Raw genomic sequence first — 17,628 nt, 5'->3', positions numbered from 1 at the left:
GAAAAGAAAGGTTAATTATTGGTGTTAGCTATATAAAAAGTAACAACAGCAATGCATATGAATAATTAAAGGTTATGCAACGTGCAAAGATTAAATTTCTCAGTTTAATGACAGGTTGCTGTACTTGCGTTTGTTGCTCTTGCCGGATGCGGCGTAAACGCCTTATCCGGCCTACAGTTCATTGCAAATCCATTCAATTTCAATGCACGATGTAGGCCTGATAAGCGTAGCGCATCAGGCAATTTTAATGTTTAACTTCCCTGTTTAATCAGTTACTGCTGGCGTAGCTGGAGATCCAGCGGCGTTTTGCTGGGTTCGCCGCCAATTTCTCGCGCCAGTTTCGGCACCAGATATCCCGACACCAATGTCAGCAACTCACGCATAATCTGCCGTGCTTCGTCATCACTCACCATAAAATGCGCCGCGCCCTGTACTTTATCTAGCACATGCAGGTAATACGGCATCACGCCGGCATCGAACAACGCATTACTCAGGTTTGCCAACGTTTGTGCGTTATCGTTCACACCACGTAACAGAACGCTCTGGTTAAGCAGGGTGACACCGACACGGCGCAATTTAGCCATCGCCTGACGGAACGTTTCATCTACCTCATTGGCATGATTGATGTGATTCACCAGCAAGATTTGCAGCGTAGAACGGGCAAAGCGTTCAACCAGCGCCTCGGTGATACGTGCCGGGATCACAATCGGCAGACGGCTGTGAATCCGCAGACGTTTGATATGCGGGATGGCTTCCAGTTGTGTGAGCAACCAGTCCAGCTCGTGATCTTTCGCCATCAGCGGATCGCCGCCGGAGAAAATCATCTCGTCCAGTTCCGGATGCGCAGCAACATACTCAAGTGCAGTCTGCCAGTTACGCTTGTTGCCCTGATTTTCGGCATAGGGGAAGTGGCGACGGAAGCAATAGCGGCAATTTACCGCGCAGCCGCCTTTGACCAGCAAAAGCGCCCGGTTGTGGTATTTATGCAACAAACCAGGCACTACGCTGTGCTGTTCTTCCAGTGGGTCGGTGGAGAATCCGGACGCGACGACAAACTCATCTTGCGAGGTAAGTACCTGACGCAAAAGAGGATCGTCCGGATTGCCTTTCTCCATGCGATCGATAAATGAGCGGGGCACACGCAGGGCAAACAGCTTTTTGGCGCTGCGTCCGGCCAACAGTTTTTCGTCCGCGTCTATATTCAAAAGACGCAGAAGTTCATCAGGATCGGTCACAACATCGGCAAGTTGCGTTAACCAATCTTCTCTGGATGGGGTATTTAGGGTTACAATATGCGCCATTTTGTGGCTTAGCTACCAATTAACAAATTTCAGAGGGCCTTATGGCAACGTACTATAGCAACGATTTTCGTGCTGGTCTTAAAATCATGTTAGACGGCGAACCTTACGCGGTTGAAGCGAGTGAATTCGTAAAACCGGGTAAAGGCCAGGCATTTGCTCGCGTTAAACTGCGTCGTCTGCTGACCGGTACTCGCGTAGAAAAAACCTTCAAATCTACTGATTCCGCTGAAGGCGCTGATGTTGTCGATATGAACCTGACTTACCTGTACAACGACGGTGAGTTCTGGCACTTCATGAACAACGAAACTTTCGAGCAGCTGTCTGCTGATGCAAAAGCAATTGGCGACAACGCTAAATGGCTGCTGGATCAGGCAGAGTGTATCGTAACTCTGTGGAATGGTCAGCCGATCTCCGTTACTCCGCCGAACTTCGTTGAACTGGAAATCGTTGATACCGATCCGGGCCTGAAAGGTGATACCGCAGGTACTGGCGGCAAACCGGCTACCCTGTCTACTGGCGCTGTGGTTAAAGTTCCGCTGTTCGTACAAATCGGCGAAGTCATCAAAGTGGATACCCGCTCTGGTGAATACGTCTCTCGCGTGAAGTAATGCGGTTGTGGTGCGGCCTGCAGGCTGCACCATCACTTATTCAGGTCAGAGATGATGAAACGCCTTATCGTTCTTGTTTTGCTTGCCAGCACGCTGCTCACGGGCTGTAACACCGCTTGCGGTTTCGGCGAAGACATCAAACATCTCGGCAACTCCATCTCTCGCGCTGCCAGCTAATTTTTCTTCTCTTCCGAAAAATCATCAGATTTCCATCATTTTTGGCGATGTTGTCTATTATTAATTTGCTATAGGCAAACATAAATAACATTACCTAAAAGGAAGACGTTATGGTGAAGAAGACAATTGCAGCGATCTTTTCTGTTCTGGTGCTTTCAACAGTATTAACTGCCTGCAACACCACGCGTGGCGTTGGTGAAGACATTTCTGATGGCGGTAACGCGATTTCTGGCGCAGCAACGAAAGCGCAGCAATAAGCAATAACGGTACGACAGCAGTGTCGTGCCGTTTGTTTTTTCTGCGATCGTCATAAAGGTAATAGTTGAAATTCCCCTGCCACCTGGCAAAATATCCGTTCAACCATCAGCTTTGCAGGACGACCTGCAAACGCCTCTTTTCACCGGGGACGGCCCCAAATTTCCGGAGCCTGATATGTCCTGGATTATCTTAGTTATTGCTGGTCTGCTGGAAGTGGTATGGGCCGTTGGCCTGAAATATACCCACGGCTTTAGCCGTTTGATGCCGTGTGGACGGGTATTGGCGCAGTCGGCGCGGCCATCACCGGCATTGTGCTGCTCGGTGAGTCCGCTAACCCGATGCGTCTGGCGAGTCTGGCGTTAATCGTATTGGGGATTATTGGTCTGAAACTCAGCACTCACTAACTACCGGGCTGCTGTACCCAAATAAACTTACTGACATCAAACCCTTCCCGGGTCGCGACTGCCAGCATCTCCTGTTTCACTTCGTCAGAAATGGTTGGCGTGCGGGAGAGTATCCACAGGTAGTCGCGGTCCGGGCCGCAAACCAGCGCATGGCGGTATTCCCGATCGAGTGCAATAACGTTATAACCGCCATAGAAAGGACCAAAGAATGACACTTTCAGCGCAGCGCGAGTTGGTGCGCCGGTAAAGTACGCTTTCCCTTCACTCTGCTGCCACATTCCTCTGTCAGGGTTATAGCCTTTATTAATGACATTCAGGCCGCCGTCATCACGCAGGCTGTATGTTGCGGTGACTTTTTCCAGTCCACGTTCAAAACGGTGATCAAAACGGGCAATCTCATACCAGGTACCGAGATAACGTTTGGCGTCGAAATTATTCACTACGGTCACGCCACGCGGCGGCGTAGGAGAACTACAGGCAACGACCAGAAATGCAGCTGTCGCTGCGGCAACGAGAGGGAGCAGGCGCATAAATGTTTCCTTACTGGTTTTTTTCTAAGTGTAGATGACAGCAAGGAAAAGCGCAGAAAAGGTCCGAAAATTCGGACCCGATGAAATTTTACTGTAGAGCGTTGAGAATCTGACAGGCGGCGGCGACTCTCTCTGGATTGGGATAGTTTTTGTTAGCCAGCATCACGATACCCAGCTCTTTTTCTGGAATAAACGCGACATAGCTACCAAATCCGCCGGTCGCCCCCGTTTTATGTACCCATGATGCGCGTACTGCAGGAGTTGGGGGCTTAATCGCTTTTACCGGGCGTGCTGCCAGTGCAATTTTATTGTCACTGCCGTTAATGATGCTGTCAGGATTGACCGGCCAGTCCAGCATTTCCCAGCCCAGGCCCTGATACATATCGCCGGTTTGCCAGTAGCGAGATTGTGCCAGTTGTATCCCTTGTTGAAGCGTTTTCTCATTGATATCAAGGGGGGGTAAATTGCTTTGCACCCAGCGGGCCATATCTTCAATGGTCGACTTCACACCATAAGCTTCAGCATCTAACGCCCCTGGCGAAACATGCACTGCCTTACCTTCGCGATATCCCCAGGCGTAATTCTTTTCTTCTGGGGGAGGTACATTAATCCACGTATGGTTGAGTTTGAGTGGCTGGAAGACACGAGTTTGCATCGCCTGCTCAAAACTCAAACCAGACGGCTTCACAGCCAGTGCGCCGAACAAACCGATACTGGAGTTGGCATACAGACGTTGTGTTCCTGGGGCCCATGCAGGCTGCCAGTTTTGATAGAAGCGCAGCAAGTCGCTTGAGGATTTCACTTCATCCGGCACCTGCAATGGCAGGCCGCCAGCGGTGTAGGTCGCAAGATGTAATAGTGTGATCCCATTCCACTGTTTAGCGGTAAGTTCAGGCCAGTATTTTGTTGCGGGATCGCTTAACTTGATTTCCCCTCGAGCAATAGCGTCGCCACCAAGCACGCCCGTAAATGTTTTGCTGACCGAACCTAACTCAAACAACGTTTGCTGTGTGACGGGCTGCTTTTTGGCGATGTCCGCATAGCCCCAAGTAAAGTAATAAGGTTTACCCTGATAAATTACCGCCACCGCCATACCGGGGATCTTTTGTTGCTCTATAAGCGGGGTAATTGTGCGATGCACAATATCGTTGATTTGTTGAGGGGCAGCAAATGTGGAGCAAGAGGCGGTAATTAATAAGGCGCAGAGCGTCGTTTTGAACATAAGGTCTGGTTTCCATACAAAACGGCCCGCCATAGGCGGGCCGGATTTACATTGGCGATGCGTTAGATTGTAACGACACCAATCAGCGTGACAACTGTCAGGATAGCAGCCAGACCGTAGAAAACCCATTTGCCCGCAGGCACGTGGATTTTCAGATCGTGCATCGCGTGGTGCATACGGTGTAAACCACACCACAGCGGCAGAACGATCATCAGGAACAGGAATACGCGACCAATGAAGCTCTGCGCGAACGCCAGAACGCGCTCGTAGCTCAGCGCATCACCCGGAAACAGCCCCAGTGGCAGCAGAATACCCACCAGCAGGATCATCACCGGCGCAATAATTGCGCTCCACATACCACCGGCCCCGAAGAGGCCCCAGAATACCGGTTCGTCAGAACGCTTTGGATTTGGATTAATCATCTCAGGCTCCTTACCAGTACAGGGCAACAAACAGGATTACGATGGTGGCAACCACAGTTACCGCCCAGAGACTTTTGATAATTGGCTCTGGTCCCATTTTTTCGTCTTTTACAATGATATTGGCCGCTTTCGGTGCCAGTTCAAACCAGGTTTTGGTGTGCAGCAGAGCTGCCGTCAGAGTGATCAGGTTAATGATCACGATAACCGGGTTTTGTAAAAAGTCGACGAATCCCGCCCAGGCTTCCGGGCCATTTTTCAGGGCAAACAGCCCGAAAATCAGTTCAATGCTGAACCACACAGCCGGAACCGCCGTGCCTTCGCGCAGCATGTAAAAGCGATAAAACGGCAATTTTTTCCACCAGGTGGACGTCATTGGCCGTACATACGGTTTACGTTTAGTCGTCATGTTGCACTCCTTAGCGTGGTTTCAGGGTCGCGATAAGAAAGTCTTTCGAACTTTCTACTTTGCCCTGCTGAATGGCCGCAGCCGGATCGACGTGTTTCGGGCAGACTTCGGAGCAATAGCCCACGAAAGTACAGCTCCATACACCGTTCTGGCTGTTCAACTGCGCCATACGCTCCTTCTTACCGTGGTCGCGGCTATCTTCGTTATAACGATGCGCCAGCGTAATGGCAGCCGGACCGATGAACTCTGGGTTCAGGCCAAACTGCGGGCACGCGGCGTAGCACAGACCACAGTTGATGCAACCGGAGAACTGGTGATACTTTGCCATCTGCGCCGGGGTCTGGATGTTAGTACCCTGATCCGCGGTGCGGGAGTTGCCGATGATGTACGGTTTGATCGCTTCCAGACTTTCGATGAAGTGGGTCATATCGACCACCAGATCGCGTTCAATCGGGAAGTTAGCTAACGCTTCAACCTTCATACCGTCGGTGTAATCACGCAGGAAGGTTTTACATGCCAGTTTTGGCACGTTGTTAACCATCATGCCGCAGGAACCACAAATCGCCATACGGCAGGACCAGCGGTAACTCAGGTCCGGTGCCAGGTTGTCTTTGATGTAGCCCAGCGCATCCAGTAATGAGGTAGTTGCGTCATAAGGCACTTCATAGAATGCGCTATGCGGTGCGGTATCGACTTCCGGGTTATAGCGCACCACCTCAATTTTCAGGTTTTTCATCTCAGCCATTCGCCTTCTCCTTATTATTGGCTGCTTCCGCCTTATCGGCTGCATCCGCTTCGCCACCGTAAACGCGTTTAGCTGGCGGCAGCGTAGTAATCTTCACGTCGCTGTACTCCAGGCGAGTCGTGCCATCAGCATCGCGGAAGGCGAGGGTGTGTTTGAGAAAGTTGACGTCGTCACGCTCGGTGCAACCTTCGTCCAGACGCTGGTGTGCGCCGCGGGACTCTTTACGTGCCATTGCGGAGTGCGCCATACATTCAGCAACGTTCAGACCGTGGCTCAGTTCAATGGTGTAGAGCAGGTCGGTGTTGAACACGCTGGAGGTGTCGGTGATGCGCACGCGCTTGAAGCGTTCCTGCAGCTCTGCCAGCTTGTCGATGGTTTTCTGCATCAGTTCCGGCGTACGGTAGATACCGCAACCTTCTTCCATTGCCAGGCCCATTTCGTCGCGGATCTTCGCCCAGTTTTCGCCGCCATCCTGGTTAACCAGATCTTTCAGACGTTGTTCAACGCCAGCTGCCTGCGCTTCAATTGCCGCTTCGTTGCCATTACCGGCAGTTGCTGCACGCTCTGTCGCTTGTTCACCGGCCAGACGGCCGAAGACCACCAGTTCCGCCAGGGAGTTGGAGCCCAGACGGTTTGCACCGTGCAGACCAACAGAGGAACATTCACCCACGGCGAACAGACCTTTAATGCGGGTTTCACAGTTCTGATCGGTTTCGATACCGCCCATGGTGTAGTGTGCAGTCGGACGTACCGGAATCGGTTCTTTAACCGGATCGACGCCAACGTACGCTTTCGCCAGTTCGCAGATGAACGGCAGACGTTCATGCAGTTTTTTCTCGCCGAGGTGACGCAGGTCGAGATAAACCACATCACCACGCGGCGTGGAGATGGTGTTGCCTTTACGCCATTCGTGCCAGAAGGCCTGAGAAACTTTGTCGCGTGGACCCAGTTCCATATATTTGTTTTTCGGCTCGCCCAGCGGAGTTTCCGGGCCCATGCCGTAATCTTGCAGATAACGGTAGCCATTTTTGTTGACCAGAATACCGCCTTCACCACGGCAGCCTTCGGTCATCAGGATACCGGAACCTGGCAGACCGGTTGGGTGATACTGAACGAATTCCATGTCACGCAGCGGAACGCCGTGGCTTAGCGCCATACCCATACCGTCACCGGTAACGATGCCGCCGTTGGTGTTGTAACGATAAACGCGACCCGCACCGCCGGTAGCCATAACGACCGCGTTAGCACGGATCTGCACCAACGTGCCTTCCATCATGTTCATTGCTACCAGGCCGCGAACATGACCATCATCAACCAGAATATCCAGCACGAAATGTTCGTCAAAACGCTGGATCTGCGGGAATTGCAGAGAGGTCTGGAACAGCGTGTGCAGCATATGGAAGCCGGTCTTATCGGCGGCGAACCAGGTGCGCTCGATTTTCATGCCGCCGAAGCGACGTACGTTGACGCTACCATCCGGGCGACGGCTCCATGGGCATCCCCACAGTTCCAGTTGGGTCATTTCGGTTGGGCAGTGGTGGACGAAATAATCCACGACATCCTGCTCACACAACCAGTCGCCACCCGCTACTGTATCGTGAAAGTGATATTCGAAGCTGTCATGATCCTGCGCGACAGCGGCGGAGCCCCCTTCTGCAGCAACGGTATGGCTACGCATCGGGTATACTTTTGAGATTAGTGCGATTTTTGCATTTGGATTTGCCTGCGCGGCAGCAATTGCAGCACGTAATCCCGCGCCACCGGCGCCTACAATGGCAAGATCGGCTTGAAAGGTTTGCACGACATTCCTCCAGATTGTTTTTATCCCACAGCCCCGTACTTCAGGGTAAGTGCCTGAAAGTTACGGTCTGCGAACGCTATTCCACTGCTCCTTTATAGGTACAACAGTATAGTCTGATGGATAAGTCTGAAATTTGACGAGATCGATTTTTTTAGTGCGCAAGAGGGCTAAATTATCACTGAAGATGATTAATTTAATTACTAAACCATCAGATCGTGCTTTTTTTAGTCACTGCCCACCGCTGTTTGATTCCTGCGTAAAATTTGTCTCGCCGTCGCGTTGCGAGTAGACTTCGTGCCCTTGTCAAAAACTGGAGATTTAACTATGAGCGAAACGGCATCCTGGCAGCCGAGCGCATCCATTCCTAACTTATTAAAACGCGCGGCGATTATGGCGGAGATCCGTCGTTTCTTTGCCGATCGTGGAGTGCTGGAGGTGGAGACGCCTTGTATGAGCCAGGCGACGGTAACCGATATTCATTTGGTCCCGTTTGAGACACGTTTCGTTGGCCCCGGGCATTCGCAGGGGATGAATCTCTGGTTAATGACCAGCCCGGAATACCATATGAAACGCCTGCTGGTTGCTGGTTGTGGGCCGGTATTCCAGCTGTGCCGCAGCTTCCGTAATGAAGAGATGGGGCGTTATCACAACCCTGAGTTCACTATGCTGGAGTGGTATCGACCGCACTATGATATGTACCGGTTGATGAACGAGGTGGACGATCTCTTACAACAGGTGCTGGACTGCCCGGCAGCAGAAAGCCTTTCTTATCAACAAGCTTTCTTGCGTTATCTGGAAATTGACCCGCTCTCTGCCGACAAAACGCAACTGCGGGAAGTCGCAGCGAAACTGGATTTGAGCAATGTTGCTGATACCGAAGAAGACCGCGACACGTTGCTACAATTGCTGTTTACCTTTGGCGTAGAGCCAAATATTGGTAAAGAAAAACCGACCTTTGTGTACCACTTTCCAGCCAGCCAGGCATCACTGGCGCAAATCAGTACCGAAGATCATCGGGTCGCTGAACGCTTTGAGGTTTATTATAAAGGTATTGAGCTGGCGAATGGTTTCCATGAATTAACGGATGCCCGTGAGCAGCAACAACGCTTTGAACAAGATAACCGTAAGCGCGCGGCGCGCGGTTTGCCGCAGCACCCCATTGACCAGAATCTGATTGAAGCCTTGAAAGTCGGTATGCCTGACTGCTCCGGCGTGGCATTAGGTGTTGATCGTCTGGTGATGTTGGCGCTGGGCGCGGAGACACTGGCTGAAGTCATCGCCTTTAGCGTTGACCGGGCATAATTCTGAAAAATTACTGAATTAACAGCGAAGAATGGCGTGATAAGCGCCATTCTGTAGCATATGTTTTCATTTTTCCGTTAAAGGCCACAATTTAAGACTGGATATTTGATATCATCAAGGTATCAATTCTGTATTGGTTTTTACGCTGCCTGCTCAATGTTGCGCAGTGCAGTTCAGTGGGCACGTGTTATACACGCGCTGAAATGAAGGATGGTTTCATGCCTCACACGATAAAAAAGATGAGTCTGATAGGACTCATATTGATGATCTTTACTTCCGTATTTGGATTTGCCAATAGCCCATCGGCTTATTACTTAATGGGTTATAGTGCGATTCCCTTTTATATATTTTCTGCATTGTTATTCTTTATTCCATTCGCCTTAATGATGGCTGAAATGGGAGCTGCTTATCGCAAAGAAGAAGGTGGTATCTATTCCTGGATGAATAATAGTGTCGGACCACGTTTTGCCTTCATTGGTACGTTTATGTGGTTTTCCTCTTATATCATCTGGATGGTGAGTACCTCCGCGAAAGTTTGGGTACCGTTCTCAACATTCCTCTATGGTAGTGACATGACCCAGCACTGGCGTATTGCCGGACTGGAGCCTACGCAGGTGGTTGGTCTGCTGGCAGTAGCATGGATGATTCTGGTCACCGTCGTTGCTTCAAAGGGGATTAATAAAATTGCCCGCATTACTGCGGTGGGCGGTATTGCAGTAATGTGTCTGAATTTAGTATTGCTGTTAGTAAGCATTACTATTTTGTTATTAAATGGTGGGCATTTCGCGCAGGATATTAATTTCCTTGCATCACCGAACCCGGGTTATCAGTCCGGTCTGGCAATGCTATCGTTTGTGGTATTTGCTATTTTTGCCTATGGCGGAATTGAAGCGGTTGGTGGTCTGGTCGATAAAACGGAAAATCCAGAAAAGAACTTTGCCAAAGGTATTGTTTTTGCCGCTATTGTTATTTCAATCGGTTATTCGCTGGCAATATTTTTATGGGGCGTCAGCACAAACTGGCAGCAGGTATTAAGTAATGGTTCCGTTAACCTTGGCAATATTACCTATGTGCTGATGAAGAGCCTCGGGGTGACGCTGGGTAACGCACTGCATTTGTCACCTGAAGCGTCATTGTCGCTGGGCGTATGGTTTGCGCGTATTACCGGACTTTCGATGTTCCTCGCTTATACCGGTGCGTTCTTTACGCTTTGCTATTCACCGCTGAAAGCCATCATCCAGGGGACGCCGAAAGCGTTGTGGCCGGAACCGATGACGCGCCTGAATGCGATGGGGATGCCGTCTATCGCCATGTGGATGCAGTGCGGGTTGGTTACTGTCTTCATTCTGCTGGTTTCGTTTGGTGGCGGTACCGCATCGGCGTTCTTTAACAAGCTGACGCTGATGGCGAACGTGTCTATGACGCTTCCTTACCTGTTCCTCGCGCTGGCTTTCCCGTTTTTTAAAGCACGTCAGGATCTCGACAGACCATTTGTGATTTTCAAAACGCGTATGTCGGCAATGATTGCGACGGTGGTTGTCGTTCTGGTGGTGACATTTGCGAACGTCTTCACCATTATTCAGCCTGTGGTTGAAGCCGGAGACTGGGACAGCACATTGTGGATGATTGGCGGCCCTGTCTTCTTCTCGCTGTTAGCGATGGCGATTTACCAGAACTATTGCAGTCGCATGGCGAATAAACCTGAGTTAGCTCTCGACTGATCATATGAAATCCTGCAACTCATCGTCTCTCCGGCGATGAGTTGTCAGGAAGTAATGCGTATGGATGATACTCTCCAGGGCCGGTGATAACTGAAGATGATGTTAAGCTGCTAAATGAGCCACGTTGACATCATTTGGCAGCTTCATGCATTACAAACTTCCCGCCTGACGACCTTTGCCCGCAGACGTCAGCGTTCTCCCCGTTTGTTTACCGTTGAGGCTTTCCAGACGCATCTGGAAGGGCGGGAATGGCATATCGATACCGTGGGCGTGGAAGCCTGCCAGAATCAGCTGGTGGATCTCATGGCGTAGCGGCATACGGTGACCCATCTCAGCGGCGTAAATACGCAGCTCGAAAATCTGAATCCCCTGTTGCAGATCCACCAGGAAGACTTCCGGTGCCGGGTTGTCGATCACCAGCGAGCAGCGACGCGCTGCGGTGAGCAGGATTTCCGTCACTTCTTCACTGTTGGCATCGGCAGGGGCCGGAATCGTCAACACTACGCGCGTGACCGAGTCAGAGAGCGACCAGTTGATAAACTGCTCGGTAATAAACGCCTTGTTCGGCACGATTATCTCTTTACGGTCCCAGTCGCTGATGGTGGTGGCGCGGGTGTTAATTTTTGTCACGCTACCAGTAAGATCGCGGATCGTTACCGTATCGCCAATGCGAATCGGTTTTTCGAACAGGATGATCAGGCCAGAGATAAAGTTGGCGAAAATTTCCTGCAAACCAAAACCGAGACCAACACCGAGCGCGGCAACCAGCCACTGCAATTTCGACCACTCAATACCAATCATTGAGAAGCCGACCAGCCCGCCAATCAGCATCAGCAGATATTTTGTGATGGTGGTGATGGCGTAACCCGTACCCGGCGTTAAATCCAGGTGCTGCAAAATCGCCAGTTCCAGCAGCGCGGGCAGGTTGCGCACCAGCTGCGTGGTGATGATAAATACCAGAATGGCAATCAGCACCGCACCGAGGGTAATTGGCTCCAGACTTTCTACGCCCTGTACCGTGGAGGTGACATCCCACAGCGAAATATTTTCGAGGAAGCCGAAAGCGGAATGGATTTCTGACCACAGCACAATGACCGAAAGCAGGGCGATCAACATCAAAATTGAGCGCACCAGCCGCAAGGATTGCGCACTGATGGCATCGAGATCGACTTCGCTTTCATCGACTTCAATTGCTCCTTCCGGGCTACTGTGATGATGCGCTTCCTCTTCGCCACGCGCACGTTGCGCTAACATCTCTGCCCGGCGATGCTTCGCCCGGTCAAACGCCAGCCTGCGACGCTGGATCAGCATCCAGCGGCGGATAACGTGATAAACCACCAGTAGCAGGAACCAGATGGCAATCGAGGTTTCAAGCCTCGCTAACAGTGCCTGCGCCGTTGCCAGATAACCCACCGCCGACGCCAGAATGGCAACCAGTGGTGCGCCAATCATCATGTTCCACAGCATATGGTTGGTAATGTTGTCGCCGCTGCCTTCTTTGTTGAGATACAACGGAATACCGGCTTTTTTCAGGCTTAGGGTGACCACCGCCAGCGCACCGCAAATGAGGATAAAGCAAAGCCGTCCCAGCGAACCGGAAAATTCGCGGTCGTCGAGGTTATCGAACATCATCAGCGCCATAATCAGCCCGATGCTCATCAGGTAGTAGCGCATCCCACGGGAAACACGTTCGCGCGGCCAGCCAAAATGAGCGATAAACAAGCCGTTCGGGCGGGCAAAGGTGGCGCAAATCATCACTACCCACAGCAGCGGCACGGTGGCCGTTACACCATCGCCAATCGCGACCGCCAGCGGATAAGGCCACGCCTCGCGCAAGCCGTAACCCAGCGTCATCCACAGCACCGGTAACGGTGACGCGACGAGAATCGACCAGAAAAGAGTGCGCAACGTCAGCCAGAAGTGATCCTGAGTCACTTTGCCGACTTTCGCCGCCGAACGTTCAAGAAAACGGGTGAAATAGCGGCGCGAGTAAATACTGCAACCGACCAGAATCAACGCGCCAAACAGCGGCAAAATTGTCTCTTTGCTGGTCAGCATCATCACACTGGCTTTGCCCAACTGACTGAAGGTGTCCAGCGAAATGAGACGACGCAGATCCTGGGCGATTTCCAGCGGCCAGGCGATGGTCATCGGGCGCACGTCAGAGGTCCAGAACAGATAGCGGTGCGTTGCTTCGTTCACCTCTTTCAGCGCATCCTCCAGTTGCCCGTTGGAGACTTTCAGCTTGGTCAGTTCCAATAGTAGCGTGTCGCCACCCTGCAACAATGAGTTCAGCAACTCACGCTGAGTGCGCAGTTGTGCTTCCAGAATACGGTTTTGCTCGGCGGTCAGCGGCTGACCGTCGGCCTGATGGATTTGCCGTAGCAGCGGCTGTTTATTAAGTAAATCCTCATAACGTAACCGTTGCACACGCAACTGCGCCATTTCGGTATCAAGCTGTTGTGGTTTTGGCATTTCTGGTAGCCGTGCCACCTGCGCCCGCAGCGCTTCGCCGAGCAGGTTGGACGATCCCAGCCATTGCGACTGTTCACGCAGCGTATTCAACGCCTGCCGGACCTGTAACGTCTGGCTGGCAGCCTGACGCTGTTGCGAGGCAACGAGCTCCATCCGCTGCGCCTGTTGATTCAGCGCTGCCGATAGTTCGCGGTTAATTTTGAATTGCGCGACGATATCTTTCGGCAAATCGGCACTGTTTTCTGCCAGTAATTCGGTACTTTCCAGCGCCCGCTCCGCCTCAAGCTGACGTTGGCTATTCAACTGATTACGTAAGCCCTGCAAATACGCATCCAGTTGCTGGCTCTCTTTTTCCGCCAGCTCTGAGCGTAAGCGCGCTAATTCCTGGCGGTTATTGGCAGACAGCTGCGCCAGCTCCAGTTCATCAACGAGCGCCTTAAGACGTGCAGAGTCAGACTGCAACGCGAAATTTTGTGCCTGATTGAGCGGAGTATTGCCGGTAAGCGTTCCCAGGCGGCGCTCGATCTCATTTAACTGACGGCGGGCGTCGGTTTGCTGTTGCGGCAGTTGATTCAGCGAATCGGCAATCTCGCGGGCGCGCTCCTGCTCTTGCTGGGCCTGACGGCTTTTATCCAGCAACTGGCTGCTGACCTGGAGAATTTCCTGATTCAGCGCGTCGGTAGACATTCCCGGCGACACGCTGCGCGGCTCGTCACGCATGTTGTTTAATTGTGCGCGCAGAGTAGCGGAGAGTTTCGGATAATTATCGATAACTTGCTGATATTGTTTGATGCGCTCAAGGGAACCTTTTCGTTCCTCAAGCGCATTTAAGGCAGACTGGAGCGCCTCTACGACTTCCGGCTGTGCGGGTTTCGCCGCTTTTGCCTGCTCCAGTTCCTGAGTGATTTGTTTGCTATCGGGGGCCGTCGCGGCGTACGCCCCCCAACTGAGGCACCAGGCCATCAGAAAAGTGATAATCAGGCGCACGTCAGCGTTTCCTTTGATGGATTAGACCTGGTCTTTTTTATCGTCAACCAATGGCCTGGCGTCGTGTTCTGCTTCGATCTCTTCAGCAGGAAGTGGGGCGGGTTCAGCGTCTGGCGTAACAAAGGTTTCGGTAGATACTGCCAGCGGCTGGCCAATTTTCGTGACAGACAGGCTTTCCAGTTGCTCAACCAGATTCACTTTACCCGGTGCAAACAGGTTGATAACGGTGGAACCGAGTTTAAAGCGACCCATTTCCTGGCCTTTCAGCAGTGCCACAGAACCGTCGTTTTCCCCGGCAGGCCAGGTCCAGCGCTTGATGATACCTTCGCGCGGCGGCGTAATGGTGCCCGCCCAGACCGTCTCAATGCTGCCAACAATCGTCGCTCCGACCAGAATCTGCGCCATTGGGCCAAATTCGGTATCGAAAAGGCAAATCACGCGTTCGTTACGGGCAAACAGATTCGGCACGTTCTGAGCGGTGAGATGGTTAACGGAAAAGAGATCGCCCGGCACGTAGATCATCTCACGCAGAATACCGTTGCACGGCATGTGTACGCGATGGTAGTCACGCGGGGAGAGGTAAGTGGTCACAAACGTACCGTTGCGGAACAGGTCCGCCATCAGATAGTTGCCTGCCAGCAGGGCTTCGAGGCTGTAGTTGTGGCCTTTGGCTTGCAGGATTTTATCTTCTTCGATTTTACCCAACTGGCTGATAACGCCATCGGCAGGCATGACCAGTACATTCGGATCGGTATCGATTGGGCGTACTTCGTCACGCAGCGGACGGACAAAGAATTCGTTAAAGGTGCGGTAGCTGGCGGTGTCCGGCTTTTGCGCCTCTTTCATGTCGACCTTGTAGTATTTAACGAACAGATCGATAACCAGTTTTGTCAGCCATCCTGCCCGCTTGCTTGCGCCCCAACCCGCCAGGCGAGTAAGCCATAGTTTCGGCAGAATGTACTGTAGCGAAAGTTTAAATGAATTTAACAAGGTAGCCTCCAGGCCATTGTTTTGTCGTTCCTGATCCGGCCAACATGCCGGATCCTGAAAAAAAGGGGACGATTCTAACGACGGTTAGCTTAATTGTCAGCCATCCGTATCAGAAAAGTTTTTACGCGTTTTTACCTGCGCCATGCTTTCCAGAATACGGTGATAGTTTTCGAAACGGGTTTCCGCGATTTTCCCTTCCTCAACCGCTTCCCGGATAGCGCAGCCCGGATCGGTATCGTGTTTGCAATCGCGATATTTACACAGACCTAAATAGTCATGGAATTCGACAAAGCCCTGAGTGATTTGTTCCGGCTCCAGGTGCCAGAGGCCGAACTCACGCACACCAGGGGAATCAATCACATCACCGCCGTGCGGGAAGTGATACAGCCGAGCGGCGGTCGTGGTGTGCTGACCGAGCCCCGAGTTGTCAGAGACATCGTTGGTCAGGATCTCTTTTTGCAGCCCCAGCAACGCGTTCAGCAGGCTGGATTTACCGACGCCAGACTGCCCGGCAAAAATGCTGATGCGCCCGGTCAACGCCTCTTCCAGCGGTTTCAGCCCATCCTGAGTATGGCTGGAAACCATCAATACGCGATAACCGATGTTGCGGTAGATATCCATCTGCTCGTTGACGAACGCCATGCCTTCGTCGTCCAGCAGGTCTATCTTGTTGAGCACGATAATCGGCTCAATCTGCAAGGTTTCGCAGGCCACCAGGTAACGGTCGATAATATTGAGCGACAGCTCCGGCAAAATGGCGGAGACAATGACAATCTGGTCGATGTTGGCGGCTATGGGTTTCACGCCGTCGTAGAAATCCGGACGCGTTAACACCGAGGTGCGCTCATGCACCGCTTCCACGATCCCTTTGATATTTACGCCTTCCGCCGCCGGTTTACCCGGACGCCAGACTACGCGGTCGCCGGTTACCAGCGAACGGATGGTACGGCGAATATTGCAGCGGTGAACGTCGCCATCGGCGGATTCCACATCAGCGTGCATACCAAAGCGGCTGATGACGATACCTTCATCAGGCTCGCCAAACAGATTGTCGTCGTAGTCGGGCTTCTCCTTAGACGTTTTAAGACGACGCTGGTGATTGGCGTTCACGCGGCGCTGCTGGCCTTTGGAGAGTTTATTTTTACTCAATCGTACTGACTCCTGGTCGCCCCTGATGGGCAAAACATCTATGATACACGCAATTGTGGATCAATATAGTCACTGTGAATGGGTGGAAAATAGCATGAGTGCCAATGAAAACAACCTGATTTGGATCGATCTTGAGATGACCGGTCTGGATCCCGAGCGCGATCGCATTATTGAGATTGCCACGCTGGTGACCGATGCCAATCTGAATATTCTGGCAGAAGGGCCGACCATTGCAGTACATCAGTCCGATGAACAGCTGGCGCTGATGGATGACTGGAACGTGCGCACCCATACCGCCAGCGGGCTGGTAGAGCGCGTGAAAGCGAGCACGATGGGCGATCGGGAAGCTGAACTGGCAACGCTCGAATTCTTAAAACAGTGGGTGCCTGCGGGAAAATCGCCGATTTGCGGTAACAGCATCGGACAGGACCGTCGTTTCCTGTTTAAATACATGCCGGAGCTGGAAGTCTACTTCCACTACCGTTATCTCGATGTCAGCACCCTGAAAGAGCTGGCGCGCCGCTGGAAGCCGGAAATTCTGGATGGTTTTACCAAGCAGGGGACGCATCAGGCGATGGATGATATCCGTGAATCGGTGGCGGAGCTGGCTTACTACCGCGAGCATTTTATCAAGCTGTAAAATTTTTCCTGGTCACGTAAGCGCCGGAATCCACTTGCGGCGGCGTGATTTTGACGCTAAATCGAACGTCTTGCTGATAATTTCAGCACTTGAGATAAAAACGCAAAAAAAACTTTTTTGGGGGGTTGCAGAGGGAAAGATTTCTCGTATAATGCGCCTCCCGTAACGACGCAGAAATGCGAAAATTACGAAAGCAAAATTAAGTAGTATGCGGGAATAGCTCAGTTGGTAGAGCACGACCTTGCCAAGGTCGGGGTCGCGAGTTCGAGTCTCGTTTCCCGCTCCAAAATTTGAAAAGTGCTGCAAAGCACAGACCACCCAATCGCAGTATTTCGAATTGCGACAAGGCGGCAACTGAACGAATCCTTGGGAACTTACAAAAGTATGTGACTAAGGTGAGTGAAGGCAGCCAAGGCAGTAGCGGTTCGAAAGACGAAGATTAAGCGGGAATAGCTCAGTTGGTAGAGCACGACCTTGCCAAGGTCGGGGT

The 17,628-nt window shown here is 52.0% G+C and carries 16 protein-coding genes, 1 tRNA gene and 1 pseudogene; 8 read left to right on the top strand and 10 right to left on the bottom strand.

Features of this window, described 5'->3' with window-relative positions:
• Positions 1-272: 272 nt before the first annotated feature.
• Positions 273-1,301 carry an EF-P beta-lysylation protein EpmB gene (epmB, locus tag ACUU1I_RS13850; protein ID WP_000940530.1) on the bottom strand — a complete coding sequence of 343 codons (1,029 nt, stop codon included), beginning with the start codon at positions 1,299-1,301 and terminating at the stop codon, positions 273-275.
• A gap of 41 nt (positions 1,302-1,342) precedes the next feature.
• Between epmB and efp the strand changes: the two genes are divergently transcribed.
• The 4 genes and pseudogenes from efp to ACUU1I_RS13830 all read left to right on the top strand — a co-directional run bounded on the left by efp (position 1,343) and on the right by ACUU1I_RS13830 (position 2,748).
• Entirely contained in the window at positions 1,343-1,909 is a 567-nt protein-coding gene (efp, locus tag ACUU1I_RS13845; RefSeq protein ID WP_000257278.1) for an elongation factor P, read from the top strand.
• A gap of 51 nt (positions 1,910-1,960) precedes the next feature.
• Positions 1,961-2,086 (top strand): lipoprotein antitoxin entericidin A, encoded by a 126-nt coding sequence (ecnA, locus tag ACUU1I_RS13840; protein ID WP_000977756.1) that lies wholly within the window; start codon positions 1,961-1,963, stop codon positions 2,084-2,086.
• Between the two features lie 110 nt (positions 2,087-2,196).
• The gene (ecnB, locus tag ACUU1I_RS13835) at positions 2,197-2,343 is read left to right on the top strand and encodes a lipoprotein toxin entericidin B (RefSeq protein ID WP_000239596.1); all 147 of its coding nucleotides are present in this window, start codon (positions 2,197-2,199) and stop codon (positions 2,341-2,343) included.
• 232 nt (positions 2,344-2,575) lie between these two features.
• A pseudogene (locus ACUU1I_RS13830) lies at positions 2,576-2,748 on the top strand (hypothetical protein).
• On the opposite strand, the gene blc reads toward ACUU1I_RS13830, so the two are convergent.
• The 6 genes from blc to frdA form a co-directional block, all read right to left on the bottom strand.
• Positions 2,745-3,278: a lipocalin Blc gene (gene blc, locus ACUU1I_RS13825; protein ID WP_001238378.1), complete on the bottom strand. Its 534-nt coding sequence runs from the start codon at positions 3,276-3,278 to the stop codon at positions 2,745-2,747. The pseudogene ACUU1I_RS13830 and the gene blc overlap by 4 nt on opposite strands.
• Positions 3,279-3,366: 88 nt before the next feature.
• Positions 3,367-4,500, bottom strand: a complete 1,134-nt coding sequence (locus ACUU1I_RS13820) for a BlaEC family class C beta-lactamase (RefSeq protein WP_005114784.1) — start codon at positions 4,498-4,500, stop codon at positions 3,367-3,369.
• A 62-nt stretch (positions 4,501-4,562) separates the two neighbouring features.
• The gene (frdD, locus tag ACUU1I_RS13815; protein ID WP_000609663.1) at positions 4,563-4,922 is read right to left on the bottom strand and encodes a fumarate reductase subunit FrdD; all 360 of its coding nucleotides are present in this window, start codon (positions 4,920-4,922) and stop codon (positions 4,563-4,565) included.
• 10 nt (positions 4,923-4,932) lie between these two features.
• Positions 4,933-5,328 (bottom strand): fumarate reductase subunit FrdC, encoded by a 396-nt coding sequence (gene frdC / locus ACUU1I_RS13810; RefSeq protein ID WP_000208760.1) that lies wholly within the window; start codon positions 5,326-5,328, stop codon positions 4,933-4,935.
• 10 nt (positions 5,329-5,338) lie between these two features.
• Positions 5,339-6,073 carry a fumarate reductase iron-sulfur protein gene (gene frdB, locus ACUU1I_RS13805; RefSeq protein ID WP_000829498.1) on the bottom strand — a complete coding sequence of 245 codons (735 nt, stop codon included), beginning with the start codon at positions 6,071-6,073 and terminating at the stop codon, positions 5,339-5,341.
• The gene (gene frdA, locus ACUU1I_RS13800) at positions 6,066-7,874 is read right to left on the bottom strand and encodes a fumarate reductase (quinol) flavoprotein subunit (protein ID WP_001192978.1); all 1,809 of its coding nucleotides are present in this window, start codon (positions 7,872-7,874) and stop codon (positions 6,066-6,068) included. Before frdA ends, frdB begins: the two co-directional genes overlap by 8 nt.
• A gap of 324 nt (positions 7,875-8,198) precedes the next feature.
• Between frdA and epmA the strand changes: the two genes are divergently transcribed.
• Positions 8,199-9,176, top strand: coding sequence for an elongation factor P--(R)-beta-lysine ligase (epmA, locus tag ACUU1I_RS13795; RefSeq protein WP_000004771.1), 978 nt, complete (start codon positions 8,199-8,201; stop codon positions 9,174-9,176).
• A 218-nt stretch (positions 9,177-9,394) separates the two neighbouring features.
• The gene (yjeM, locus tag ACUU1I_RS13790; protein ID WP_001300174.1) at positions 9,395-10,897 is read left to right on the top strand and encodes a glutamate/gamma-aminobutyrate family transporter YjeM; all 1,503 of its coding nucleotides are present in this window, start codon (positions 9,395-9,397) and stop codon (positions 10,895-10,897) included.
• Between the two features lie 150 nt (positions 10,898-11,047).
• Here the strand turns inward: yjeM and mscM are convergent, their stop codons facing one another.
• The 3 genes from mscM to rsgA all read right to left on the bottom strand — a co-directional run bounded on the left by mscM (position 11,048) and on the right by rsgA (position 16,498).
• Positions 11,048-14,359: a miniconductance mechanosensitive channel MscM gene (gene mscM / locus ACUU1I_RS13785; protein WP_001236854.1), complete on the bottom strand. Its 3,312-nt coding sequence runs from the start codon at positions 14,357-14,359 to the stop codon at positions 11,048-11,050.
• A 21-nt stretch (positions 14,360-14,380) separates the two neighbouring features.
• Positions 14,381-15,349 (bottom strand): archaetidylserine decarboxylase, encoded by a 969-nt coding sequence (gene asd / locus ACUU1I_RS13780; RefSeq protein ID WP_000934918.1) that lies wholly within the window; start codon positions 15,347-15,349, stop codon positions 14,381-14,383.
• Between the two features lie 96 nt (positions 15,350-15,445).
• Positions 15,446-16,498 (bottom strand): small ribosomal subunit biogenesis GTPase RsgA, encoded by a 1,053-nt coding sequence (rsgA, locus tag ACUU1I_RS13775; RefSeq protein WP_000041958.1) that lies wholly within the window; start codon positions 16,496-16,498, stop codon positions 15,446-15,448.
• Between the two features lie 94 nt (positions 16,499-16,592).
• Here rsgA and orn point away from each other — a divergent pair, with 94 nt between their 5' ends.
• Together orn and ACUU1I_RS13765 are read left to right on the top strand one after the other, a co-directional pair.
• Entirely contained in the window at positions 16,593-17,138 is a 546-nt protein-coding gene (gene orn, locus ACUU1I_RS13770; RefSeq protein WP_005053889.1) for an oligoribonuclease, read from the top strand.
• 210 nt (positions 17,139-17,348) lie between these two features.
• Positions 17,349-17,424, top strand: a tRNA-Gly gene (locus ACUU1I_RS13765).
• Positions 17,425-17,628: the final 204 nt, after the last annotated feature.

Source organism: Shigella sp. SIG3 (assembly GCF_053555855.1).
The sequence above is the reverse complement of the archived record's forward strand: the minus strand, read 5'-3'. Positions and strand labels throughout refer to the sequence as shown.

Excerpts from the sequence above, each read along its gene's own strand:
- epmB (WP_000940530.1), bottom strand. The coding sequence starts at position 1,301 with ATGGCGCATATTGTAACCCTAAATACCCCATCCAGAGAAGATTGGTTA.
- efp (WP_000257278.1), top strand. The coding sequence starts at position 1,343 with ATGGCAACGTACTATAGCAACGATTTTCGTGCTGGTCTTAAAATCATG.
- ecnA (WP_000977756.1), top strand. The coding sequence starts at position 1,961 with ATGATGAAACGCCTTATCGTTCTTGTTTTGCTTGCCAGCACGCTGCTC.
- ecnB (WP_000239596.1), top strand. The coding sequence starts at position 2,197 with ATGGTGAAGAAGACAATTGCAGCGATCTTTTCTGTTCTGGTGCTTTCA.
- blc (WP_001238378.1), bottom strand. The coding sequence starts at position 3,278 with ATGCGCCTGCTCCCTCTCGTTGCCGCAGCGACAGCTGCATTTCTGGTC.
- ACUU1I_RS13820 (WP_005114784.1), bottom strand. The coding sequence starts at position 4,500 with ATGTTCAAAACGACGCTCTGCGCCTTATTAATTACCGCCTCTTGCTCC.
- frdD (WP_000609663.1), bottom strand. The coding sequence starts at position 4,922 with ATGATTAATCCAAATCCAAAGCGTTCTGACGAACCGGTATTCTGGGGC.
- frdC (WP_000208760.1), bottom strand. The coding sequence starts at position 5,328 with ATGACGACTAAACGTAAACCGTATGTACGGCCAATGACGTCCACCTGG.
- frdB (WP_000829498.1), bottom strand. The coding sequence starts at position 6,073 with ATGGCTGAGATGAAAAACCTGAAAATTGAGGTGGTGCGCTATAACCCG.
- epmA (WP_000004771.1), top strand. The coding sequence starts at position 8,199 with ATGAGCGAAACGGCATCCTGGCAGCCGAGCGCATCCATTCCTAACTTA.
- yjeM (WP_001300174.1), top strand. The coding sequence starts at position 9,395 with ATGCCTCACACGATAAAAAAGATGAGTCTGATAGGACTCATATTGATG.
- orn (WP_005053889.1), top strand. The coding sequence starts at position 16,593 with ATGAGTGCCAATGAAAACAACCTGATTTGGATCGATCTTGAGATGACC.